Here is a 21,497-nt window from a genome sequence, read left to right as displayed (position 1 = left end):
CCGTCAGGTTTCCTGGTCGAAGTCGATGACGACCTTGTCGCTGACCGGGAAGCTCTGGCAGCTGAGGATGAAGCCGCGCTGGACTTCATAGTCTTCCAGCGCGAAATTGGCGTCCATGTCGACCTCGCCTTCCGTCACCTTGCAGCGACAGGTCGAACACACGCCGCCCTTGCAAGAATAAGGCAACTCCACGCCTTGCGCCAAGGCGGAATCGAGTATGCTTTCCTTGTTTTTTTCTATGGTCAGCGTGCGGGTGAAGCCGTCCTGGATGACCGTCAGCTCGCATTGCTGCCTGCCCGGCGCCTTGCGGGCCTCCTGGCCGGTGCGCAGCGCCCGCGGCCCCTTGGGCGAGCCGAACAGCTCGAACTTGATGCGCGACTTCTCCAGCCCCTTCTTCTGCAGCGACTCGATCACGGACTCGGTCATGTCCTGCGGGCCGCAGACGAAGGCGTAATCGATGGACGAGGGGTCCATCCACTTGCCCAGCAGCTGTTCCACCTTGGGGCCGTCCAGGCGGCCGTTGAACAGATCGATGTCCTGGTGCTCGCGGCTCATGATGTAGACCAGCGAGAACCGGTCCATGTATTGATTCTTCAGGTCCTCGATCTCTTCCCGGAACAGGACGGCCGACGACGCGCGATTGCCGAAGAACAGCGTGAAGCTGCTGGCCGGCTCGGTGCTCAGCGCCGTCTTGACCAGGGACAGGATGGGCGTGATGCCGCTGCCTACCGCGAACGCCACGTAGCGGCGCGCGTTGGCGGGGTCGAAATCCACGGTGAAATGGCCGTCGGGCGGCATGACCTCGATGGAATGACCGGCCTCCAGGTGCTCGTTCGCCCAGGAAGAGAAAGCGCCGTCGTTCAGGCGCTTGATGGCCACCCGCAACTGGCGGTCGCGCGGCGAGGCGCAGATCGAATACGAGCGCCGCAGCTCCTCGCCGTCTATGCTGGTGCGCAGGGTCAGGTACTGGCCCGGCCTGAATGAGAACTTGTCATGCAGGTCGGAAGGGACGTCGAACGTCACCACCACGGCGTCGCGCGTATTCTTGGCAACGGACGCAACTTTCAATGAATAGAATTGATTCATGAGTTTGGAGCCTGTTGACGCTAGTGCGCCTTGAAGTAATCGAAGGGTTCGCCGCAGTGGCTGCAGCGATACAGGGCCTTGCAGGAAGTCGATCCGAAGTGGCTGACCAGGCGCGTATCATGGGACCCGCATTGCGGACAGGGCACCACCACCTGCGCGTTGCGCCGCGTGATCCCGGATATGTCGACGGCTTTTTCCGCGGGCGGGGCGATGCCGTAGCCTTTCAGCGCGGCGCGGCCTTTTTCGCTCATCCAGTCGGTGGTCCAGGCCGGGGACAGCCGGGTATCCACCCGCACCCGCCCCACCCCCTGGGCGTTCAGCGCGGCCACGATGGCGTCGGAGATCTCGCGCATGGCGGGGCAGCCGGAATACGTGGGCGTGATCGTGACGACACAGGTGTCGCCTTCCCAGCCGACGTCCCGGATCAGCCCCAGGTCGGCCACCGACAGCACCGGGATTTCTGGGTCGGCGACGGCGGCCAGCCACTGCATGAGCTGTTCGGCGGAGGGGCGACCGGTAGCGGTGATCACCACGACGCCCCCGGATAAGCCCTTTGCAGATGCTGCATCTCGGCCAGGATATAGCCCAGCGCCTCGGTGTGGCGCCCGGTGATGCCGCCCCGGTGGGCGGGATGGGCGGCCTCTTCCTTGGGGGGCTGCGTCAGCGTGGCTTCGCGCAGCACCGCGCCGGCGTGGGCCTCCCAGGCCGGCCACAAGGACGAGTGCAGCGGAACGACGCCGCGCTCGGCCAGGCCGGCGATGACGTCGTCGTCGTGGAAGAGCTCGCCCACGTAGCGCCAGGCGTCGTCCAGCGCTTCCTGCATGCGGGCGTGGCTTTCTTCGGTGCCGTCGCCCAGGCGCACCAGGACGTCGGAGGAACGGCGCACGTGGTAGGTGACTTCCTTGAGCGACTTGGCGGCAATGGCGGCGATGCGCGGATCCGACGAGGCGGAGAGCTCCTGCAGCAGGAAATAATGCCAGACGTCGAACAGGAACTGGCGCGCCATGGTGTCGCCGTAATGGCCGTTGTCGCGCTCCACGAGCAGATAGTTGCGGTATTGCGGGGCGTCCCGCAGATAGGCCAGCTGGTCTTCGTCGCGGCCCTTGCCTTCGACTTCGCCGGCCAGCGTCAGCCACATGCGCGCCTGGCCCAGCAGGTCGAGCGCCACGTTGGTGGTCGCCATTTCCTCTTCGAGGGCGGGCCCATGGCCGGTCCATTCGGACAGGCGATGCGAAAGAATCAGCGCGGTGTCGCCCAGGCGCAGCAGGTACTGGAACAATGCTTGGTCCACGGCGCCCCCTACATCTTGATTTCGTCAGGCATGGGGAAGAAGGTGGGATGCCTGTACACCTTGCTTTCCGCGGGGTCGAACAGCGGCTCCTTGTCGCCGGGCGAACTGGCGGTGATGTCGGCCGCCTTGACCACCCAGATGCTCAGCCCCTCGTTGCGGCGCGTGTAGACGTCGCGGGCGTTGTTGATCGCCATTTCGGCGTCCGAGGCATGCACGCTGCCCACGTGCTTGTGCGCCAGGCCGTGCTGGCTGCGTATGAAGACCTCCCAGAGAGGCCATCCGTTCTGACTCATTTTTTCATCCTCCGTGCCGCTCTTGCCTTGGGCACTTTATCAATGTGGAACAGTTATCGGTGATTCAGGCGACCGCCTGCTTGCGGGCCTGCTTGTCGGCGTGGGCGGAAAAGGCGTCGCGCACCCAGGCGCCGTCTTCGTGCGCGCGCACGCGCGTCCGGAGCCTTTCGCGGTTGCACTGGCCGTTCCCCTTGATGACCGCGTAGAACTCGCTCCAGTCGATTTCGCCGAAATCGTAATGGCCGCGTTCCTCGTTCCACTTGAGGTCGGGGTCGGGCACCTTCAGCCCCAGGTATTCGGCCTGGGGCACGGTCTGGTCGACCATCTTCTGGCGCAGTTCGTCGTTGGAGAACAGCTTGATGCGCCATTGCATGGACTGCGCGCTGTTGGGCGAGTCGGCATCGGAGGGACCGAACATCATGAGCGCCGGCCACCACCAGCGGTTCAGGGCGTCCTGGCACATTTCCTTTTGTTCGGGCGTGCCGTGCAGGCACATCTGGAGCAGCAGGTCGTAGCCTTGCCGCTGGTGGAAGGATTCTTCCTTGCAGACCCGAACCATGGCCCGCGCATACGGGCCGTAGGAACATCGGCACAGCGGAATCTGGTTGATGATGGCGGAGCCGTCGACCAGCCACCCTATCATGCCGATGTCGGCCCAGGTCAGGGTGGGATAGTTGAAGATGCTGGAATACTTGGCCTTGCCGCTATGCAGGTCGTCGATCAGGTCGTCGCGCGACACGCCCAGCGTTTCGGCGGCGCTGTACAGGTACAGGCCGTGCCCGGCTTCGTCCTGGACCTTGGCCAGCAGTATGGCCTTGCGCTTGAGCGTGGGCGCGCGCGTGATCCAGTTGCCTTCGGGCAGCATGCCCACGATTTCGGAATGCGCATGCTGCGAAATCTGGCGCACGAGGGTCTTGCGGTAGGCCTCCGGCATCCAGTCCTTGGGCTCGATGCGCACGCCTTCGTCGATGCGCTGCTGGAACGCGAGTTCCCGGCCGGACAGCTGATCGACGGAGCGCACGCTTTTGACTCCGGTTTCCACGAGTTGGGCATACATGAGGTGTCTCCTGTGGTGTTTGCCTGCTTATTCGATTCTTTTTTATTATTTAATACATAAATCTTGATGTCAATCAAATTGTAGTATCAAATGAGCGTGTTCGCGCTTTGTTATAAGATCGACGCAAGCCGAAACGACCCTCCAACACCATGACCGACACCAGTCCCGCATTGCAACGCCAGATCCACACGCTGCTGGAACACGACCCGCCGCGCGCGAAATCGCTGTGCGTCACGCTCCTGGGCGATGCCATCGAGCCGCACGGCGGCAGCATCTGGCTGAGCGACCTGATCGACCTCGTCACGCCCCTGGGCATCAACGAACGCCTGCTGCGCACCAGCGTCTTCCGCCTGGTCGCCCAGGACTGGCTGCAGTCCGAGCGCCACGGCCGCCGCAGCCTGTACCGCCTGAGCGAACACGGCCTGGAACTGACGCGCCAGGCCTCCGGCCGCATCTATACCGGCTCGCCCGCGCTGTGGGACGGCGACTGGACGCTGGTCATCCTGCCGCGCTTCGGCAACAGCAGCCTGGGCAAGCGTGCGGAACTGCGCCACGAGCTCGTGTGGGCCGGCTTCGGCGCCATCGCCCCCGGCATCTTCGCCGTGCCGCGCAACCAGAAAAGCACCGCCTCGAAGATACTGGGCAAGCTCAAGCTGGCGCGCCACGCCCTGGTCATGAGCGCCAGGGAAATGAACGAAGGCGAAGGCCTGCTGATCAGCGAACTGGTGTCCCAGTGCTGGGACCTGGAAGGGGTGGCGCGGCAGTACCGGGCCTTCCTGGACGACCACGGCCCGCTGCTCGAATCCATCGGCCCGCAAATGCGGCCCATGCAGGCCTTTGCCATACGCGCCATCGCCTTGCATGCCTGGCGCAGGATCGTGCTGCACGACCCGCAGCTGCCCCAGCAGATGCTGCCGCGGAATTGGCCCGGGCATGCCGCCCGCGAATTATGCGGCCGGCTGTACTGGGCGGTATTCGACACAGCCGAAGAGCATTTGTGCGAAATACTGGAACGCGATCCGGCGCGCTTCCAGCCGCTCAAGCCCTATGTGCACGACCGCTTCGGCGGCCGCGACAAATACAGCGGGCGCCAGGCGGCGGCCTGAGCGGCGCCAGCCCGGCCGGCGTCAGAGCTTGATGAAATGCTCGCGGTAATGCTTGAGCTCTTCGATCGATTCGTAGATGTCGGCCAGCGCCTCGTGCCGGCTTTTCTTGACGAAGCTGCGATAGACTTCAGGCTTCCAGCGCAGTGAAAGTTCTTTGAGCGTGCTGACGTCGAGGTTGCGATAATGGAAGAAAGCCTCTAGCCTGGGCATGTACTTCACCATGAAGCGGCGGTCCTGGCCGATGGTGTTGCCGCACATGGGGGACTTGCCCGCGGGAACGTGCTGCGACAGGAAGGCCAGCAATTGCTCTTCGGCCTGCGCTTCGGTCAGGGTGGACGCCTTGACCTTGTCGATCAGGCCGCTTTTGCCGTGCGTGGACTTGTTCCAGCTGTCCATGGCGTCGAGCAGTTCGTCGCTTTGGTGGACGACCAGTACCGGCCCTTCGGCGACGAAGCTGAGGTCGGCTTCGGTGATGACCGTCGCCACTTCGATAATCCGCTCTTTTTCGGGGTCCAGGCCCGTCATTTCCATATCGAGCCACACCAGACGCTGATCGTTCGCCGCCATATAATCCTTCCTTAAAACAAAGATTTTCGCACACACCGGCTCGCCATGTTTACATCGTTGTTCGTCGCCTTCCTGCTTGCAGACATCCTGACCGGACTCTGGCTCGCTTCCCGCCAGATCCGGCACGTGCAAAAGCACCGCGATACCGTGCCCCCCGAGTTCGCCGACCGCATCGGCCTGCACAGCCACCAGCGCGCGGCCGACTACACGATCGCGAAGATGCAGTTCTCCATGGTCGAGCGCGTGACGGAAGCGGCGGTGCTCGTCGGTTTCACGCTGCTCGGGGGCCTGCAATTCCTGGACCACCACCTGGGCGTGCTGATCGACAACGAAATGCTGCGGCAGCTGATGCTTCTGGCGGCCGTGCTCGCCATCATGGGCCTGATCGGCCTGCCTTTCTCGGCCTGGCGCAAATTCAAGCTGGAAGCCCGTTTCGGCTTCAATCGCATCACTCCCCGGCTGTTCATCCAGGACAATCTCAAGACGCTGGCGCTCACGCTGCTGCTCGGCACGCCGCTGGCCGCCGGCGTGCTCTGGTTCATGGGCAATGCCGGTTCCAGCTGGGTCTGGTGGGCGTGGGGGCTGTGGGTGGGCTTCAACTTCCTGATCCTCTGGCTGTTCCCAACCGTCATCGCCCCGCTGTTCAACAAGTTCACCCCGCTGGACAACCCCGAAATCGCCGAGCGCATACAAGGCCTGGCCAAGCGCTGCGGGTTCTCCCTGAGCGGCCTGTTCGTCATGGACGGCTCCAAGCGCTCCGCCCACGGCAATGCGTATTTCACCGGCTTCGGCAATGCGCGCCGCATCGTGTTCTTCGATACGCTGCTGTCCCGGCTGAACGTCGACGAAGTGGAAGCCGTGCTGGCGCACGAGCTGGGCCATTTCAGCCACAAGCACATCATCAAGCGTATGGCGGTCAGCTTCGCCGTGGCCCTGGCTTTCCTGCTGCTGCTGGGCTGGCTGTCGAACCAGACTTGGTTCTACGTCGGCCTGGGCGTGCTGCCGCAACTGGGCCGCCCCAACGACGCGCTGGCCCTGATCCTGCTTTTCCTGGCGGTGCCGGTCTTCACGTTCTGGGCGACGCCGCTGGCCAGCTGGCTGTCCAGGCGCGACGAATTCCAGGCCGACCGCTACGCGGCCCGGCAATGCCCTCCGGACCGGCTCGTCTCGGCGCTGGTGAAGCTCTATGACGACAATGCCGCCACGCTGACGCCCGATCCAATACACTCGGCCTATTACGACAGCCATCCGCCCGCCGTGATACGCATACAGAAACTGAAGCATGGATAAAGCCGCCGCCCTGCAGGGCCGCATCATCGGGGCGCACGGGCGCCACTACACGGTCGAGTTCCCCGACGGCAGCCTGCGCCAGTGCTTTCCACGCGGCAAGAAGGCCGGAGCCGCCGTCGGCGACCACGTCGTCGTGAGCCCGCAGGCCGCCGGCGAAGGGTCGATCGAGCGCATCCTGGAACGGCGCAACCTGCTCTACCGTTCCGACGACATGCGCAGCAAGCAGTTCGCGGCCAATGTCGATCAGTTGCTGATCGTGGTGGCGCCCGAGCCGCTGTTTTCCGACGACTTGCTGGGCCGCGCACTGATCGCCGCCCGCAGCGCGGGCATCGAACCGATCATCATCCTGAACAAGACGGACCTGCACGACAGCCTGCCCCGGGCACGCGCGAAGCTGGCCGGCCTTGCGGGGGCGGGAGTGCGCGTCATCGAACTCAGCGCGCTGGCGGGCGATGCGGTACGCGGCGCGCTGCTGCCGGTGCTGCGGGGCAAGTGCAGCCTGTTGCTGGGGCAAAGCGCCATGGGCAAGTCGACGCTGCTCAACGCGCTGGTTCCGGACGCGCGCGCGCTGACTCAGGAGCATTCCCAGGCGCTGGGCGCGGGCAAGCACACGACGACCACGACGCGTCTTTATCATCTGCCCGACGGCTCGGGGGACTTGATCGATTCGCCGGGGTTTCAGGCTTTCGGCTTGTATCACCTGGGTCCGAGCGAGATCGAGCGGGGCTTTCCGGAGTTCCAGGACGGGATCGAGGGCTGCCGGTTCTATAACTGTACGCATCGGCATGAACCGGGCTGCGGTGTGCTCGCGGCGCTGGAACGGGGCGAGATCCCGCGGGAGCGGCATGAGCTTTACAAGCGCATTCTGGCGGAGAATGAGGCGCAGGGGCGGTATTGAACCGTAGGGCGCACGGGGTCGTTTCGATCTTGAGTGCGATGGGCTTGCATCGCGTTGCAAGGTTTACTTGGACGCGGTCTGTCTGGTGTGATGGTATTGGTCTCGACGTGATGGTGTTGGGCCTGATGGGGCGGTGCCATTACGCTGGAGGCCCGTTTCATGCCGCGATAGCCACCACACCACGGCCATCGCAGTACCACCATCGTACTGCCGCCACCGTGATCATGTCCCCTCCATCGCCATGCCACGGCTGCCACAGAGCCACGCTGCTGCTGGCCAAGCCCTCTTGCCGAGAACCAGCTCGCCACTGAGGCAAGCCCAGCCTCAATTCTCGATACCATGAGGCCTGCCAGGTGCTGCGCGGGTGCTCGGGCGACTTTCGGGGCCCGCCGGCCAAAGCACGCCTGGCGGGGATGCAAGGGCGCAGCTGTTTGAGCCCGCGCTTTCGGGCCACTGGCCCGAGCGGGCGAGTTCTGCGACCGCCCCGACAGGCGTGCTTTGGCCGGGCAGTCCTGCGCAGCAGGACCGGGTCACGGGAGCAAGAGCGCCCGCGCAGCACCTGGCAGGCCGCGTCAAGAAACCAATAACGGCGCAACAATCAATAAACAGGCCGCGTCAAGAAACCAACAACAACGCAGCGATCAATAAACCGCCCGCGTCAAGAAACCAACAACAACGCAGCGATCAATAAACAGCCCGCGTCAAGAAACCAGACAACAGCACGGCAACAAACAAGTCCCCTCGCCTACTGATCCTGCGCTGCCGAAAGAAACCGATAGAAATTGCGTATCAAAGCAGCCGTGGCGCCCCAGATGAAATAAGACTTCCAGGTAATTGAAAAATACAGACGCTCCCCCCCATCCGGCAGCTGCGCCCGATGCAGCCGATGCATGCCAGGATCCATCAACACCGACAACGGCACCTCGAAGACCTCGGCGACCTCGCTGACATCCGGAGCCAGCTGAAACCCCGGCCGTATCAACCCCACCACCGGCTTCATGATGAAGCGCGAAGACGTCAGATAATCAGGCTGCTTCCCGATGAGCTGAATGAACTCCGGCGACACCCCGATCTCCTCGCGGGTCTCCCGCAACGCCGCCGCGATCTCGTCGCTGTCGGTCGCTTCGATGCGCCCGCCAGGAAAACAGATCTGGCCGGCATGGTCATACAGATGCGACGCGCGGCGGGTGAAAAGCACGTGCAGGCCGGAAGGCCGCTGGACCAGCGGGAAAAACACCGCCGCGGGGATGGCGTCCTGGTTTTGCAAAGGGTCGGCTTCGAACGACAGCCTGAACAAGGGTTCGACCTGCCACGGGAACGGGCGCAGGAAAGCGGATTGGATGAAATCCAGCTGGATACTGTCGCTGCGCAAAGGCCGCAGCGGCTGGACTGGCAGGACCGGCTGCACCAGGGGATCAAAAACAGGGGTGACGATGACGCGCCTGCTTCTGGGAGATAATGGGTTTTGCGACATAGTTCCTAAAAAACAAAGGCACCCGCCGGGGGTGCCTTTGTGATTCTGGACCAGAGCCAGCAGGATTATTCTGCTGCCTTCTTGGCTGCCGATTTGCGAACCAGCTTTTCCTTGATGCGAGCGGACTTACCCGAACGGCTACGCAGATAATACAGTTTAGCACGGCGCACATCGCCACGGCGCTTGACTTCGATGCTGGCGATTTGCGGGGAATACAATTGGAACGTGCGTTCCACGGCTTCGCCGGAAGAAATCTTGCGCACGATGAACGACGAATTCAAGCCGCGGTTGCGCTTGGCAATGACAACGCCTTCGTATGCCTGGACACGCTTGCGCGCGCCTTCGACCACGTTCACATTGACGACGACGGTGTCGCCGGGGCCAAACTCGGGCTTGGCTTCGCCGCCGGTAAGGCGGGCAATTTCTTCTTGTTCAAGAAGTTCGATCAGGTTCACGTTGAACACTCCAGGTTTCATCTTGGATCGGGTCTGTTTTTGTTTGAAAACCCGCCAGAGGATGAGTTGCAAAGCCTGCCATTATACAGGGAAAGGCGCTTTTTTAAAAGCCGCCGGCAGCGCCCAGCCACATGAGGCCGGGAATGCTTGCGCCCCAGACGGCAACCAGGCAGATGTCGACGAACATGGCCCCCCTGCTCAACCGGCCGCGGCCGCGCTTGACGGGTTTTGCGGGCTTGGCGGGAAAAGGCCATTTGGAGGGAGTGTCTTTGTAGTGATGAATGTTCATGGTTTGCCTCTTGCGGGCCCGCCTTGCAGGTGACGGCGCCGGAACTACTGTTCATAAATACAGCTCTGTATAAGTCATACTGTATGGAAAAACAGTTGTTTTGGCAAGCCCGAATTTGCAACATGGGCGAAAAGCGGCAACGTAGCGCGCAGGCCGGAACCCGGACGCAAAGAAGCCCGCCGCAAAACGCGACGGGCTTCTTGGTGCCCGGGGCCGGTGGTTACCGTCGAAAGGCCGGCGGCACCGGCCCCATGCTGCGGGCCGGCGAACGGCTTATTTGTTGGGCTGGGGCGTGATGCGCAGATAAGGACGCAAGGCGGTGTACCCCTTGGGGAATTTTTCCTTCAGCACCGCTTCATCCTTCAAGGACGGAGCGATGATGACGTCGTCGCCGTCTTGCCAATTGACCGGGGTCGCCACGCTATGGCTGTCGGTCAGCTGCAGGGAATCCAGCACGCGCAGGATCTCGTTGAAATTGCGGCCGGTGCTGGCGGGATAGGTGAAAGTCAGGCGTATCTTCTTGGCCGGGTCGATCACGAAGACCGAACGCACGGTCACCGTGGTGCTGGCGTTGGGGTGGATCATGTCGTACAGGGTCGAGACCTTGCGGTCCTGATCCGCCAGGATGGGGAAATCCACCTTGGTCTTCTGGGTGTCGTTGATGTCTTCGATCCACTTGCGGTGGGACTCGGCATCGTCGACCGAAACGGCGATCACCTTCGTATTGCGCTTGGCGAATTCGCCCGCCACGATGGCGGTGTAGCCCAGTTCGGTGGTGCATACGGGGGTGAAGTCGGCTGGGTGCGAAAACAGCACCCCCCAGCTATCCCCCAGAAACTCGTGGAAGCGAATCCGGCCAATCGAAGAATCCTGCTCGAAATCAGGGGCGGTATCGCCCAGGCGCAAAGTTGTCATGTCAGTTCTCTCGTCAAAATGAGTGGTCTACGGAAGCACAGTCGATATATTTTGACAGCATGAACAAGCCAATGGAAATTGCCTGTAGCTATATACTTATGATCTCACCGCCAGCGCGGCGTAGCGGCTGGTGATCTCGCCTTCCAGCACGGCGTCGCACAGCGCCTGGCTGCGCGGCAGCACGTGCCCGGCATAGAACACGCAGGTGGCCAGCTTGCCCACGTAGAAATCGTCCCCGGCGCCGGCGCGCGCATGCTCCTGGCATGCCAGGGCGGCCCTGGCCATTTGCCAGCCTGCATGCACGAAGCCGGCCAGCATCAGATACGGCACGCTGCCCATGAACACCGGCCGCGCGGATTTCCCGGCCTGTTCCAGGACGAAAGCCGTGGCGCGTTCGCAGGCTTCCACGCCCGCTTCCAGGCGCCCGGCTATCAAGGCCAGGGCGTCGGCATGCTGTCCGCCGGTTTCCGCGGCCGCTTGCAAGGCCCGGGCCGTCGCGCGCATTTCCTTGGCCAGGCCGGCGGCCACGGCACCGCCGTCGCGCAGTATTTTGCGGCCGACGAAATCATTGGCCTGTATGGCCGTCGTGCCCTCGTAGATGGGCAGGATGCGCGCGTCGCGGTAATGCTGGGCCGCGCCGGTTTCCTCGATATAGCCCATGCCGCCGTGCACCTGCACGCCCAGCGACGCGACCTCGACGGAGACCTCGGTGGAAAAGCCCTTCACCACGGGAACCAGGTATTCGTATAGCGCCTTGTAGCGGGCGCGCGCTTCGGCGTCGGGGTGGCGGCGCGATTTGTCGCAGTAAGACGCGGCCACATAGGCGAGCGCCCTGGCCCCTTCGGTCAGGGACTTCATGGTCAGCAGCATGCGCTGGACGTCGGGGTGGCTGACGATCGTGACGGGGCCGGCCGAGCCTTCGAGCGCCTGACCTTGAATCCGTTCATGGGCATAGGCGGTGGCGAGCTGCAAGGCGCGCTCGGACACCGCGATGCCCTGGATGCCGACCGCATAGCGCGCCGCGTTCATCATGATGAACATGTATTCCAGGCCGCGGTTTTCCTCGCCCACCAGCTGGGCCACCGCGCCCTCGCCCACCTCGCCCTTGCCCGACCCGTACAGCAGCACGGCCGTGGGGCTGCCGTGTATGCCCAGCTTGTGTTCGAGCGAGGCGCACCACACGTCGTTGCGGGCGCCCAGCGTGCCGTCGGCCTGGACCAGGAATTTCGGGACGATGAACAGGGAAATTCCCTTGACCCCCTTGGGCGCGTCCGGCGTGCGCGCCAGCACGAGGTGCACGATGTTCTCGGCCATGTCGTGCTCGCCGTAGGTGATGAAGATCTTCTGGCCGAACAGCCGGTAGCTGCCGTCGTCCTGCCTGACCGCGCGGGTGGCGACCTGGGCGAGGTCGGAGCCGGCCTGGGGCTCCGTGAGGTTCATGGTGCCGGTCCAGCGCCCTTCGATCAGGGCCGGGATGTACAGGTCCTGCTGGGCCCGGCTGCCGACCGCGGCAAGCGCTTCGATCACGCCGTCCGTCAACAGCGGGCAAAGCGAGAACGCCAGGCTGGCCGCGTTGATGTTTTCGCTGGCCGGCGCGCCCACCAGCTTGGGCAGGCCCTGCCCGCCCTGCTCCGGATGATGCAGCAAGCCTTGCCAGCCGCCTTGCGCGAATTCCCGGAAGGCTTGCTTGAAGCCGGGCGACGTGGTGACTGCGCCATCGGACCACTGGGCGCCCACGACGTCGCCGCCCCGATTCAGCGGCGCGATCGCCTGCTCGACGAACCGGGCGTTCTCGTCCAGGACGGCGTCGATCAGGTCTTCGGACACTTCCTCGTAGCCCGGCAGGGCCAGGACGCCTTTCAGGTCCGCCAGTTCCTTCAGTGCGAAACGAATATCCCTAAGCGGTGCGCGATAGCTCATACAGTCTCCAGTTCGCCGAAGCCGGCCGGCATGTGCAATGAGGGGCCCGCGGCCGTGGCCGCGGGCCCTATTTTAAAAAAAAAGCCCGTAAACGGAGGTTTACAGGCTTTCTTGGGCAGCGCCGCCGATCAGAGCGCTTGGACCAGTTCGGGCACGGCCTGGAACAGGTCGGCCACCAGGCCGTAGTCGGCCACGCCGAAAATGGGCGCTTCGGCGTCTTTGTTGATCGCCACGATCACCTTGGAGTCCTTCATGCCCGCCAGATGCTGGATGGCGCCCGAGATGCCGACGGCCACGTACAGCTGCGGCGCGACGATCTTGCCGGTCTGGCCGACCTGCCAGTCGTTGGGCGCATAGCCCGCGTCGACGGCGGCGCGCGATGCGCCCAGCGCCGCGCCCAGCTTGTCGGCCAGGGGATCGAGGATCTTGAAGTTCTCGGCGCTGCCCAGCCCGCGGCCGCCGGATACCACCACCGTGGCGCCGGCCAGTTCGGGGCGGTCGCTCTTGGCCACTTCACGGCCCACGAACGACGACTTGCCGGAGTCGGCCACGGCGTCCAGGGCTTCGACCGCGGCGGCGCCGCCTTGCGCGGCCACGGGATCGAAGGCCGTCGTGCGCACCGTGACGACCTTGACCGCATCGGCGGACTGGACGGTGGCGATGGCGTTGCCCGCATAGATGGGGCGGGTGAAGGTGTCGGCCGATTCGACCGACAAGATGTCGGAGATCTGGGCGACGTCGAGCTTGGCGGCGACCCGGGGGGCCACGTTCTTGCCGGCCGCGGTGGCGGGGAAGAGAATATGGCTGTAGTTGCCGGCGATGGCCAGCACCTGCGCGGCCACGTTTTCGGCCAGGCCCTCGGCCAGCGCGGGCCCGTCGGCCAGCAGCACCTTGGCCACGCCGGCGGCTTGCGCGGCCTGGTCGGCCGCCGCCTTGGCGCCGCTGCCGGCGACCAGCACGTGGACGTCGCCGCCCAGCTTGGCGGCCGCGGCGATGGTGTTGAGCGTTGCGCCCTTCAGCTGGGCGTTGTCGTGTTCAGCGATAACCAGAATCGTCATTTAAACCACCTTTGCTTCGTTCTTCAGTTTGTCCACCAATGTCGCGACGTCGGGCACCATGATGCCGGCGGACCGCGCCGGAGGCTCGGACACCTTGAGCGTCTTCAGGCGCGGGGCGACGTCGACGCCCAGGTCTTCCGGCGTGACCACGTCCAGCGTCTTCTTCTTGGCTTTCATGATGTTGGGCAGGGTGACGTAGCGCGGCTCGTTCAGGCGCAGGTCGGTGGTGATGATGGCGGGCAGCTTCAGCGCGACCGTTTCCAGGCCGCCGTCGACTTCACGCGTGACCGTCACGGTGTCGCCGCTGACCTCGACCTTGCTGGCGAACGTGGCTTGCGGCCAGTCGAGCAGCGCGGCGAGCATCTGGCCCGTCTGGTTGGCGTCGTCGTCGATGGCCTGCTTGCCCAGGATGACCAGCTGGGGCTGTTCTTTGTCGACCAGCGCCTTCAGCAGCTTGGCGACCGCCAGCGGCTGCAGCTCGGCGTCGGTCTGGACCAGGGCGCCGCGATCGGCGCCGATGGCCATGGCCGTGCGCAGGGTTTCCTGGCATTGTGCAACGCCGCAACTGACGGCGACCACTTCGGTGACCACCCCTTTTTCCTTCAGGCGGGTGGCTTCTTCAACGGCGATCTCGTCAAAGGGATTCATGGACATTTTGACGTTGGCGATATCCACGCCGCTTTGATCGGATTTCACGCGTACCTTGACGTTGTAATCAACCACACGCTTGACAGGCACCAAGACCTTCATCGAGCTTCCTCCTGAGGAATTTTGGGAATTGCAAAACGAGAATTTTGTATTCTACAACTTTGCGAGCGATTTTATGTGCACTGCAGCACTTCTGCCCAGCGCCGAAAGCGCATAGCCGCCTTCCAGGAAGCTGACGATCCGGCCGTGGGCGGTTTCTTCCGCCAGATCGACGAGCTGGTCGGTGATCCAGGCGTAGTCCTGCTCGACCATGCCGAGCTGCCCCATCTCGTCTTCGCGGTGGGCGTCGAAGCCCGCCGAAATGAACACGAATTCCGGCCGGAAGGCCCGCAGCCTGGGCATCCAGACGTCGCTCACCAGCATGCGCAGGGCATCGCCCTTGGTGTAGGCTTCCACCGGCACGTTGACCATGTTGGCGGCGGGCGGATCCTGCCTGAGGTTGGGAAAGAAAGGATGCTGATAGAAGCTGCACATCAGCACCCGGGAATCGCCGCTGAACATTTCCTCGGTGCCGTTGCCGTGGTGCACGTCGAAATCGATGACGGCCACCCGGCTCAGGCGGTGTTTTTCGAGGGCGTGCGCGATCGCCACGGCGACGTTGTTGAAGAAGCAGAAGCCCATGGCCTGGGCCGGGCGCGCATGGTGGCCCGGCGGCCGGACCGCGCAGAACGCGTTGGCGTATTCCTTGCGCATGACGGCATCCACCGCCATGATGCCCGCGCCCGCCGCGGCCATGGCGGCGGCGAGCGTGTGCGGATTCATGATGGTGTCGGCGTCGATGGGGGAATAGCCGCTTTCGGGCGCGTGGCGGCGCAGCGCTTCCAGGTAGCCCGCGGCATGGACGCGCAAGATGTCTTCGTCCCGCGCGGGAACGGCTTGCCGCTCGTCCAGATAGTCCATCAGGCCGCTTGCCAGCAGGCGGTCGTGAAGGGCGTCCAGGCGCTCGGGGCACTCGGGGTGCCAGCTTCCCATTTCATGCAGCCGGCACTCCGGGTGGGTAATATATAGAGTCTCCATAAGGATGATTATGTTCAAACCTGCCCGTATATTGCAAGTTGCCGCACTGTCGCTGTCCCTGGCGGGTTGCGCCTCCACCCAGACCGCCGCGCCCATGGCGCCGAACATCGCTCCGGACCCGGCGGGCCGGCCGGGCGAGGCGGCCGCCGGCATGAATCCGCCGGCGGAATCCACGTCCATCAAGGCCGGCTCCTCGGTCCCGCGCGCCGAAGGCTTCCTGTCGGCCGACGGCCGCCTCAAGCCCGACATCCAGGCCTACGCCCAGGAAGTCTCCCAGCGCCGCGGCGTGCCGCTCGGCCATGTCGAAAGCCTGCTGCGGGCGGCGCAATACAACGCGACCGCCGCCAAGCTCATGGCGCCGCATCCGGCCCGCATACGCCGCAGCTGGGTCACCTACAAGAACCGCTTCGTCGAACCGGTGCGCATCAAGGCCGGCCAGGAGTTCTGGGCCGCGCATCGCGCACGGCTGGACGCGGCGGCAAAGGAATACGGGGTTCCCCCGTCCGTCATCGTGGCCATCATCGGGGTGGAGACGATCTACGGCCGGCACACCGGCAACTTCCGCGTCCTCGATGCGCTGGCGACGCTGGGCTTCCGCTATCCCGACAGCAGCCGCCCCGAACGCAGCCAGCTGTTCCGGGACCAGCTGGCGGACTTGATCCAGCTCGACCACGAAAAAAAGATCGACGCACTGAGCGCCACGGGCTCATTCGCGGGCGCCATGGGACTGCCCCAGTTCATGCCGGGCAGCCTGATGCGCTACGCGGCGGACGGCGACCGCGACGGCCGCATCGACCTGCACGGCAGCCCCGACGACGCCATCGCCTCGGTGGCCCGATTCCTGCGCCTGCATGGATGGGTGCCCGGCCTGCCGGTCTTTGCGCCCGTGACGCTGCCCGCCAACGCGGGCACGCTGGTCAAAGGCGGGCTTTACCCGACCTACGACTGGCGGCAGCTGGAAGCGCTGGGCGTGCGCGCGACACACCCGGCGCAGCCGGCCCAGGCGGGCGGGTGGCGGGACCACAAGCTGGGCGTCGTCGACCTGATCGACGAGCCCCGCAAGCAAGCCGAATACCGGCTGGGCACGCCCAATTTCTTTGCCATCACGCACTACAACCGCAGCTATTTCTACGCAAGCTCGGTCGCCGACCTGGCGCAGGCGCTGGCCGGCAAGATGGGCTACGGCGGCCCTAATTGAAAACGCCGGTGGACAGGTAGCGGTCGCCGCGATCGCAAACGATGAACACGATGGTGGCGTTTTCGGCCCGGGCGGCCACGCGCATGGCCGCCACCAGCGCCCCCGCCGACGAAATGCCGCCGAAGATGCCCTCTTCGGCCGCCAGCCGGCGCGCCATGTGCTCCGCCTCGGCCTGCGAGATGAGCTCGAATTCGTCGACTTTTTCAGGCCGGTAGATCTTGGGCTGGTATTCCTCGGGCCATTTGCGTATGCCCGGTATCTGCGACCCTTCCGCGGGCTGCGCGCCCACGATGCGCACGGCCGGATTCTTGGAATGCAGGTAGGAGGCGACGCCCATGATGGTGCCGGTGGTGCCCATGGCGCTGACGAAATGCGTCACGCGCCCATCGGTCTGTTCCCAGATTTCGGGCCCGGTGCCTTGCACGTGGGCGAGCGGGTTGTCGTCATTGGCGAATTGGTCCAGGACCTTGCCTTTGCCTTCGGCCTGCATCTTCAGCGCGAGGTCGCGCGCGTATTCCATGCCGCCCTGGTCGGCCCGGGTCAGGATGAGCTGCGCGCCGTAAGCGGTCATGGACGCCCTGCGCTCGACGGACAGGTTGTCGGGCATGATGAGGATCATCTTGTAGCCGCGCACCGCCGCGGTCATGGCCAGGGCGATGCCGGTGTTGCCGCTGGTGGCTTCGATGAGGGTGTCGCCGGGCTTGATGTCGCCCCGCGCTTCGGCCTGCCGGATCATGGAGCTGGCCGCGCGGTCTTTGACGGACCCCGCCGGGTTGTTGCCTTCGAGCTTGGCCAGGATGACGTTGCCGCGCCGTTCGCCGAATTCGCCGGGGATGCGCTGCAGGCGCACCAAGGGCGTGGCGCCTATGGTGTCTTCGATAGTCAGATATTTTTTCATGCCGGAAATCATACACCCAATCGGGACGTCGGCGGCGGGCGAAGCCCGCCGCACGGGAACCGCCTCGGGGAAGGCGGTCGACCCCATGGCCCTTCAGCGCGGCTTCGGACGCGGCGGTGACGAGGACTGCGAAGGCGGCGGCGAAGACTGCGCCTGGCCCGGCGCCACCTTGCCCACCGTCAGGCCCGCGGCCTGCAACGCCGACGCTTTTTTGGGCCCTATGCCCTTCACCCGGTCGGAAAGATCGTCCATGGACTCATAGCGGCCGCCGCGCGTGCGCTCTTCGATGATCAGCTCCGCCGTCTTGGGCCCGATGCCGCGCACGCCGCGCAACTGCTCCGGCGTGGCCGAATTGACGTCCACCCCATAAGACAGCGCGGGCAGGAATATCCCGGCCAATACGCCCGCGCGCAGCAGCGCGGCCAGGCCGGAGCCCGCGCCGGCGCGCCGCCCGGGCGCCCTTGCGCGGGTGAAGGGTCCACCGTATTTCGCATGCGCCGTTTCCGCCAACGGACGCGCCACGGTCGATTCAGTAAAGGGATTCATTTGCAGGCTCCTGAGAAGGATGTGAGCGGAGCGGCCCGGATGGGCCGGCCACCCGACCGGGCGGCCTCTCCTGCCTGCAATGATCCCGGCAACGGGCGCGCAGCGACAGCCGTTTTCCGGCAAAGCATCCATGCGCACAGTTACCAAAGGACAACTCGCGCCACCCGGCACGCCGGGCGGGCCGCGCCCCAGGAGGCGAACGCGCCGATGCGGCCGGCGCGACAGGGGCTTTTAGCGTGGACAGGCCCTAGCCTACAGCTTCCCTCGATGGAGCTGCGCCTTCACGTATTGCGACACCCCCGTCTGGACGTCGCGGAACGGCTTCTCGTACCCGGCCGCGCGCAACTGGCTGAGGTCCGCCTGCGTATGGCTTTGATAGCGGCCCTTCAAGTCTTCGGGAAAATCGATGTAGCGGATGAGCTGCTGCTCCACCAGCTCCTCCAGCGGCAGCGCATCATGGCCATGATGCTGGCGCAGTGTATTCACCACCGCCATGGCGACGTCGTTGAAAGGCTGCGCGCGCCCCGTGCCGCAATTGAAGACGCCCGACTTCATCGAGTGGTCCAGGAAGTGCAGGTTCACGTCCACCACGTCGTCGACGTGGATGAAGTCGCGCATCTGCCCGCCGTCCTCGTAGCCGTCCCAGCCCCCGAACAGACGCACATGGCCCAGTTCCTTGAACTGATTCATGTTGTGGAAGGCGACCGAAGCCATGCGCCCCTTGTGCTGCTCCTGCGGGCCATAGACATTGAAATAGCGCAAGCCCACCGCCGGCGCCGTCAGGTTCGGCATGTGCCGGCGCAGCACCTGATCGAAGAGGAACTTGGAATAACCGTAGACGTTCAGCGGCGCCTCGTTGCGCGGGTGCTCGGCATAGACCGGCCCCGCGCCGTACACCGCCGCCGACGACGCATAGATGAACGGTATCTTGCGGCTCTGGCAGTGCTGGAAAAGCTCGAGCGTGACGCGGTAGTTGTTGTCCATCATGTAGTGGCCGTTGCGCTCGGTGGTGTCCGAGCACGCGCCCTGGTGGAACACCGCTTCCACGCCGTCCAGCCCGCCGCGCGCAATGGCTTGCCGGAAATCGTCTTTGTGCATGTAGTCGGCGATGCGGCCATGGACCAGGTTGACGAACTTGTCGCCTTCGGTCAGGTCGTCGACCACCAAGATGTCCGTGAAACCGCGCAGGTTCAATCCGCGCACCAGATTGCTTCCGATGAAGCCCGCCCCGCCTGTTACGACGATCATGAGAGTTCTCCTGCCGTGACGACCGATGTGCCGAGTTTGCCGACCACCACGCCGCCGGCGCGGTTCGCCCACAAGACCGCATCGAACCAGTCCAGGCCGGCGGCCCGGGTGACGGCCAGCGTGGCCAGCACCGTGTCGCCGGCGCCGGACACGTCGAAGACTTCCTGGGCGTGGGCCGCCGTGTGCTGCCGCCCCGCCTCGGTGAAAAGCGTCATGCCCTGCTCGGAGCGCGTCACCAGCAGGGCGTCCAGTTCCAGTTCCCGGCGCAGCTTCTGCGCCCTGCGTTCGAGGTCGTCCTCATCGGCCCAATGCCCCACCGCCTCTTGCATCTCGGCGCGATTGGGGGTGATGATGCTGGCGCCGCGATAGCGCCTGTAGGCGTGCCCTTTCGGGTCCACCAGCACCGGAACCCGCGCTTCGCGCGCCGCCGCGATCAGGCGTTCGACATGGGCGAGCGCGCCCTTGGCATAGTCCGAAACGACCAGCATGTCGTGCCGGCCGATCAGTTCGCGCGCCTGCGACTCCAGGCCGTCCAGGCTGCCCGGGCCCGGGCCTTCCTCGAAATCCACCCGCAGCAGCTGCTGCTGCCTGCCCAGGACGCGCATCTTCAGCGTGGTGTGCATGCCCGGGTCGACGACCAGCCGAGCGTGTATGCCGGCTTCGTCCGCCAGCCGCCCCACTTTCTCGCCGGCCTCGTCGGCGCCCACCACGCCCAGCAGGCTGGCCTGCGCGCCCAAGGCCGCGATGTTGCGCGCGACGTTGGCCGCGCCGCCCAGGCGGTCTTCGCGGCGCGCCACCCGCACCACCGGCACGGGGGCCTCGGGCGAGATCCGGTCGACCTCGCCGAACCAGTAGCGATCGAGCATGATGTCGCCCACGACCAGTACTTTCGAGCGGCTGACCGCCACGGCCGGGAACGGCATCATTTCATTTCCTCCAGACGGCGGGGTTGGTAGGTTTCCCAGGAATTGCAGCCTGGACACTGCCAATAGAAGTGGCGGGCTTCGAAGCCGCAAACCCGGCAGGCATAGCGGTCCAGGCGTTGCGTATGCTTGTGGATGAGCGTGCGCAGCAGGCTCAGGTCGGCTCCGGCCACGATGTCGGCGGCGCTTCCCTGGGCGGCGCCTTCGGGCGCGGCGGGCCGGGCCCCCGCGGGATCCTCATTGAGGACCAGCTCGGCTTCCAGCATGCGATCCAGCCCCAGCAGGGACGGATGGGCGCGCAGCGCCTGGCGCGCGAACGCCCAGGCCGGCTTGTGGCCCTGCTGCGAGCGCAATTCGCGGAACACGACATTGAAGGTGTCCAGGGACGGACGGCGCACGTAGTGGTTCTGCAACACCGCCAGCCCTTCTTCCTGCTGCCCCACCCGCCGGTAGCTTTCCATCAGTTCGCCGGCGATCAGGCTGGCGTATTCCGGCGCGGTGTCCAGCACGGAAACCAGGTAGGCGCGTTCTTCTTCGGGCCTGCCCGCCAGGCGCGCCAGCTGGGCGCGCAGCATGGCGATGCGGGCCTCGGACGCCTGCCCGGCCTCGCCGCGCAGCGCGGAGGCCGCATGGTCGGCGGCGTCCAGGGCTTCGCTTGCCGCCTTGAAGTCGGGGCTCTTGCCCGACATCGCGGCCACGGCCCGCTCGCACTGATAATGCGCCAGCTGCGGCACGGGCTCGTCCACCAGGGCGCGCAGCCGCTTGACCGCTTCGATGGCGCGCGGCCAGTCGTGCTCGGACTCATAGATGCGGATCAGGGCGCGCACCGCCGGCACCGCGAAGCGCGTATCGAGCACCTGTTCGTAGGCCTGCTCGGCCCGGTCCAGCATGCCCGCCTTGAGGAAGTCCTGCGCCAGCTCGTGCTGGGCGCTTTCGCGGTCGGCCTGGGGCAGGTCGGCGCGCGCCAGCAGGCTCTGGTGCACGCGGATCGCGCGCTCCATCTCGCCGCGCCGGCGGAACAGGCTGCCCAGGGCGAAATGCAGTTCGGTGGTTTCCGGATCGAGCTTGGCCACTTCGACGAAGGCGTCGATGGCGCGGTCGGGTTCCTCGTTGAGGAGGAAATTCAGCCCTTTGAAATAGGAATTCGGCAGGGAGCGGGTTTCGGACAGCATCTGCCGGATGTCGACGCGAGACGCGATCCAGCCCAATGCGAACAGCACGGGCACGAAAATCAACCACCAGGTTTCAAAATCCACGGCT

23 protein-coding genes are annotated in these 21,497 nt (G+C 65.0%); 4 read left to right on the top strand and 19 right to left on the bottom strand.

Annotated features, from left to right (window positions below; genetic code table 11):
* Positions 1-3 precede the first annotated feature (3 nt).
* The 5 genes from paaE to paaA all read right to left on the bottom strand — a co-directional run bounded on the left by paaE (position 4) and on the right by paaA (position 3,727).
* Positions 4-1,086, bottom strand: a complete 1,083-nt coding sequence (gene paaE, locus H0A72_RS12630; protein WP_180155819.1) for a 1,2-phenylacetyl-CoA epoxidase subunit PaaE — start codon at positions 1,084-1,086, stop codon at positions 4-6.
* Between the two features lie 20 nt (positions 1,087-1,106).
* Positions 1,107-1,613 (bottom strand): 1,2-phenylacetyl-CoA epoxidase subunit PaaD, encoded by a 507-nt coding sequence (gene paaD / locus H0A72_RS22190; protein ID WP_343060251.1) that lies wholly within the window; start codon positions 1,611-1,613, stop codon positions 1,107-1,109.
* On the bottom strand, positions 1,613-2,377 hold the full coding sequence (gene paaC, locus H0A72_RS22185; RefSeq protein WP_343060246.1) for a 1,2-phenylacetyl-CoA epoxidase subunit PaaC: 765 nt from the start codon (positions 2,375-2,377) through the stop codon (positions 1,613-1,615). The genes paaD and paaC overlap by 1 nt, the downstream gene beginning before the upstream one ends.
* 8 nt (positions 2,378-2,385) lie before the next feature.
* Entirely contained in the window at positions 2,386-2,670 is a 285-nt protein-coding gene (paaB, locus tag H0A72_RS12620) for a 1,2-phenylacetyl-CoA epoxidase subunit PaaB (RefSeq protein ID WP_180155817.1), read from the bottom strand.
* Between the two features lie 64 nt (positions 2,671-2,734).
* A complete protein-coding gene (paaA, locus tag H0A72_RS12615) occupies positions 2,735-3,727 on the bottom strand; it encodes a 1,2-phenylacetyl-CoA epoxidase subunit PaaA (RefSeq protein ID WP_180155815.1) in 993 nt (330 codons plus the stop codon).
* 149 nt (positions 3,728-3,876) lie between these two features.
* Here paaA and paaX point away from each other — a divergent pair, with 149 nt between their 5' ends.
* Positions 3,877-4,833, top strand: a complete 957-nt coding sequence (gene paaX, locus H0A72_RS12610) for a phenylacetic acid degradation operon negative regulatory protein PaaX (protein WP_180155813.1) — start codon at positions 3,877-3,879, stop codon at positions 4,831-4,833.
* 21 nt (positions 4,834-4,854) lie between these two features.
* Here the strand turns inward: paaX and orn are convergent, their stop codons facing one another.
* Positions 4,855-5,400 carry an oligoribonuclease gene (gene orn / locus H0A72_RS12605; RefSeq protein WP_180155811.1) on the bottom strand — a complete coding sequence of 182 codons (546 nt, stop codon included), beginning with the start codon at positions 5,398-5,400 and terminating at the stop codon, positions 4,855-4,857.
* A gap of 45 nt (positions 5,401-5,445) precedes the next feature.
* Here orn and H0A72_RS12600 point away from each other — a divergent pair, with 45 nt between their 5' ends.
* Together H0A72_RS12600 and rsgA are read left to right on the top strand one after the other, a co-directional pair.
* Positions 5,446-6,690, top strand: coding sequence for a M48 family metallopeptidase (locus H0A72_RS12600; RefSeq protein WP_180155809.1), 1,245 nt, complete (start codon positions 5,446-5,448; stop codon positions 6,688-6,690).
* On the top strand, positions 6,683-7,588 hold the full coding sequence (gene rsgA, locus H0A72_RS12595) for a ribosome small subunit-dependent GTPase A (RefSeq protein WP_180155807.1): 906 nt from the start codon (positions 6,683-6,685) through the stop codon (positions 7,586-7,588). Before H0A72_RS12600 ends, rsgA begins: the two co-directional genes overlap by 8 nt.
* Before the next feature lie 745 nt (positions 7,589-8,333).
* Here the strand turns inward: rsgA and H0A72_RS12590 are convergent.
* The 8 genes from H0A72_RS12590 to H0A72_RS12555 form a co-directional block, all read right to left on the bottom strand.
* Positions 8,334-9,062 (bottom strand): NUDIX hydrolase, encoded by a 729-nt coding sequence (locus H0A72_RS12590; RefSeq protein ID WP_180155805.1) that lies wholly within the window; start codon positions 9,060-9,062, stop codon positions 8,334-8,336.
* Positions 9,063-9,127: 65 nt separating this feature from the next.
* Entirely contained in the window at positions 9,128-9,517 is a 390-nt protein-coding gene (rplS, locus tag H0A72_RS12585) for a 50S ribosomal protein L19 (protein WP_180155803.1), read from the bottom strand.
* A gap of 103 nt (positions 9,518-9,620) precedes the next feature.
* On the bottom strand, positions 9,621-9,806 hold the full coding sequence (locus H0A72_RS12580) for a hypothetical protein (protein WP_180155584.1): 186 nt from the start codon (positions 9,804-9,806) through the stop codon (positions 9,621-9,623).
* Positions 9,807-10,079: 273 nt separating this feature from the next.
* Positions 10,080-10,721, bottom strand: a complete 642-nt coding sequence (locus H0A72_RS12575) for a peroxiredoxin (protein ID WP_180155801.1) — start codon at positions 10,719-10,721, stop codon at positions 10,080-10,082.
* 96 nt (positions 10,722-10,817) lie between these two features.
* Entirely contained in the window at positions 10,818-12,641 is a 1,824-nt protein-coding gene (locus H0A72_RS12570) for an acyl-CoA dehydrogenase (protein ID WP_180155799.1), read from the bottom strand.
* A 128-nt stretch (positions 12,642-12,769) separates the two neighbouring features.
* Positions 12,770-13,699 carry an electron transfer flavoprotein subunit alpha/FixB family protein gene (locus H0A72_RS12565; RefSeq protein WP_180155797.1) on the bottom strand — a complete coding sequence of 310 codons (930 nt, stop codon included), beginning with the start codon at positions 13,697-13,699 and terminating at the stop codon, positions 12,770-12,772.
* Positions 13,700-14,449, bottom strand: coding sequence for an electron transfer flavoprotein subunit beta/FixA family protein (locus H0A72_RS12560; RefSeq protein ID WP_180155795.1), 750 nt, complete (start codon positions 14,447-14,449; stop codon positions 13,700-13,702).
* A 51-nt stretch (positions 14,450-14,500) separates the two neighbouring features.
* The gene (locus tag H0A72_RS12555; RefSeq protein WP_180155793.1) at positions 14,501-15,424 is read right to left on the bottom strand and encodes a histone deacetylase family protein; all 924 of its coding nucleotides are present in this window, start codon (positions 15,422-15,424) and stop codon (positions 14,501-14,503) included.
* Between the two features lie 10 nt (positions 15,425-15,434).
* Between H0A72_RS12555 and mltB the strand changes: the two genes are divergently transcribed.
* Positions 15,435-16,622: a lytic murein transglycosylase B gene (mltB, locus tag H0A72_RS12550; RefSeq protein WP_180155791.1), complete on the top strand. Its 1,188-nt coding sequence runs from the start codon at positions 15,435-15,437 to the stop codon at positions 16,620-16,622.
* Here the strand turns inward: mltB and cysM are convergent.
* The 5 genes from cysM to lapB form a co-directional block, all read right to left on the bottom strand.
* On the bottom strand, positions 16,615-17,520 hold the full coding sequence (cysM, locus tag H0A72_RS12545; RefSeq protein ID WP_180155789.1) for a cysteine synthase CysM: 906 nt from the start codon (positions 17,518-17,520) through the stop codon (positions 16,615-16,617). The two genes, mltB and cysM, sit on opposite strands and share 8 nt — an antisense overlap.
* A gap of 93 nt (positions 17,521-17,613) precedes the next feature.
* Complete coding sequence (locus tag H0A72_RS12540; protein WP_180155787.1) at positions 17,614-18,066, bottom strand: ComEA family DNA-binding protein; 453 nt, start codon at positions 18,064-18,066, stop codon at positions 17,614-17,616.
* Between the two features lie 252 nt (positions 18,067-18,318).
* Positions 18,319-19,314, bottom strand: a complete 996-nt coding sequence (gene rfaD / locus H0A72_RS12535) for an ADP-glyceromanno-heptose 6-epimerase (RefSeq protein ID WP_180155785.1) — start codon at positions 19,312-19,314, stop codon at positions 18,319-18,321.
* Positions 19,311-20,240: a D-glycero-beta-D-manno-heptose-7-phosphate kinase gene (rfaE1, locus tag H0A72_RS12530; protein ID WP_180155783.1), complete on the bottom strand. Its 930-nt coding sequence runs from the start codon at positions 20,238-20,240 to the stop codon at positions 19,311-19,313. Before rfaE1 ends, rfaD begins: the two co-directional genes overlap by 4 nt.
* Entirely contained in the window at positions 20,237-21,493 is a 1,257-nt protein-coding gene (lapB, locus tag H0A72_RS12525; RefSeq protein WP_180155781.1) for a lipopolysaccharide assembly protein LapB, read from the bottom strand. The genes rfaE1 and lapB overlap by 4 nt, the downstream gene beginning before the upstream one ends.
* Positions 21,494-21,497 lie beyond the last annotated feature (4 nt).

It is taken from the genome of Parapusillimonas granuli (genome assembly GCF_013416525.1).
Classification (GTDB): domain Bacteria; phylum Pseudomonadota; class Gammaproteobacteria; order Burkholderiales; family Burkholderiaceae_B; genus Parapusillimonas; species Parapusillimonas granuli.
Note: the sequence above shows the minus strand (reverse complement) of the source record. Positions and strands in the feature narration are given on the sequence as shown.

What these genes read in the sequence shown, in the direction of transcription:
- rsgA (WP_180155807.1), top strand. Translation starts at nt 6,683, where the DNA reads ATGGATAAAGCCGCCGCCCTGCAGGGCCGCATCATCGGGGCGCACGGG.
- rfaE1 (WP_180155783.1), bottom strand. Translation starts at nt 20,240, where the DNA reads ATGATGCCGTTCCCGGCCGTGGCGGTCAGCCGCTCGAAAGTACTGGTC.
- H0A72_RS12555 (WP_180155793.1), bottom strand. Translation starts at nt 15,424, where the DNA reads ATGGAGACTCTATATATTACCCACCCGGAGTGCCGGCTGCATGAAATG.
- H0A72_RS12540 (WP_180155787.1), bottom strand. Translation starts at nt 18,066, where the DNA reads ATGAATCCCTTTACTGAATCGACCGTGGCGCGTCCGTTGGCGGAAACG.
- H0A72_RS12575 (WP_180155801.1), bottom strand. Translation starts at nt 10,721, where the DNA reads ATGACAACTTTGCGCCTGGGCGATACCGCCCCTGATTTCGAGCAGGAT.
- paaX (WP_180155813.1), top strand. Translation starts at nt 3,877, where the DNA reads ATGACCGACACCAGTCCCGCATTGCAACGCCAGATCCACACGCTGCTG.
- H0A72_RS12560 (WP_180155795.1), bottom strand. Translation starts at nt 14,449, where the DNA reads ATGAAGGTCTTGGTGCCTGTCAAGCGTGTGGTTGATTACAACGTCAAG.
- paaA (WP_180155815.1), bottom strand. Translation starts at nt 3,727, where the DNA reads ATGTATGCCCAACTCGTGGAAACCGGAGTCAAAAGCGTGCGCTCCGTC.
- H0A72_RS12570 (WP_180155799.1), bottom strand. Translation starts at nt 12,641, where the DNA reads ATGAGCTATCGCGCACCGCTTAGGGATATTCGTTTCGCACTGAAGGAA.
- paaB (WP_180155817.1), bottom strand. Translation starts at nt 2,670, where the DNA reads ATGAGTCAGAACGGATGGCCTCTCTGGGAGGTCTTCATACGCAGCCAG.
- paaE (WP_180155819.1), bottom strand. Translation starts at nt 1,086, where the DNA reads ATGAATCAATTCTATTCATTGAAAGTTGCGTCCGTTGCCAAGAATACG.
- H0A72_RS12590 (WP_180155805.1), bottom strand. Translation starts at nt 9,062, where the DNA reads ATGTCGCAAAACCCATTATCTCCCAGAAGCAGGCGCGTCATCGTCACC.
- H0A72_RS12565 (WP_180155797.1), bottom strand. Translation starts at nt 13,699, where the DNA reads ATGACGATTCTGGTTATCGCTGAACACGACAACGCCCAGCTGAAGGGC.
- orn (WP_180155811.1), bottom strand. Translation starts at nt 5,400, where the DNA reads ATGGCGGCGAACGATCAGCGTCTGGTGTGGCTCGATATGGAAATGACG.
- H0A72_RS12600 (WP_180155809.1), top strand. Translation starts at nt 5,446, where the DNA reads ATGTTTACATCGTTGTTCGTCGCCTTCCTGCTTGCAGACATCCTGACC.
- cysM (WP_180155789.1), bottom strand. Translation starts at nt 17,520, where the DNA reads ATGAAAAAATATCTGACTATCGAAGACACCATAGGCGCCACGCCCTTG.
- H0A72_RS12580 (WP_180155584.1), bottom strand. Translation starts at nt 9,806, where the DNA reads ATGAACATTCATCACTACAAAGACACTCCCTCCAAATGGCCTTTTCCC.
- mltB (WP_180155791.1), top strand. Translation starts at nt 15,435, where the DNA reads ATGTTCAAACCTGCCCGTATATTGCAAGTTGCCGCACTGTCGCTGTCC.
- rfaD (WP_180155785.1), bottom strand. Translation starts at nt 19,314, where the DNA reads ATGATCGTCGTAACAGGCGGGGCGGGCTTCATCGGAAGCAATCTGGTG.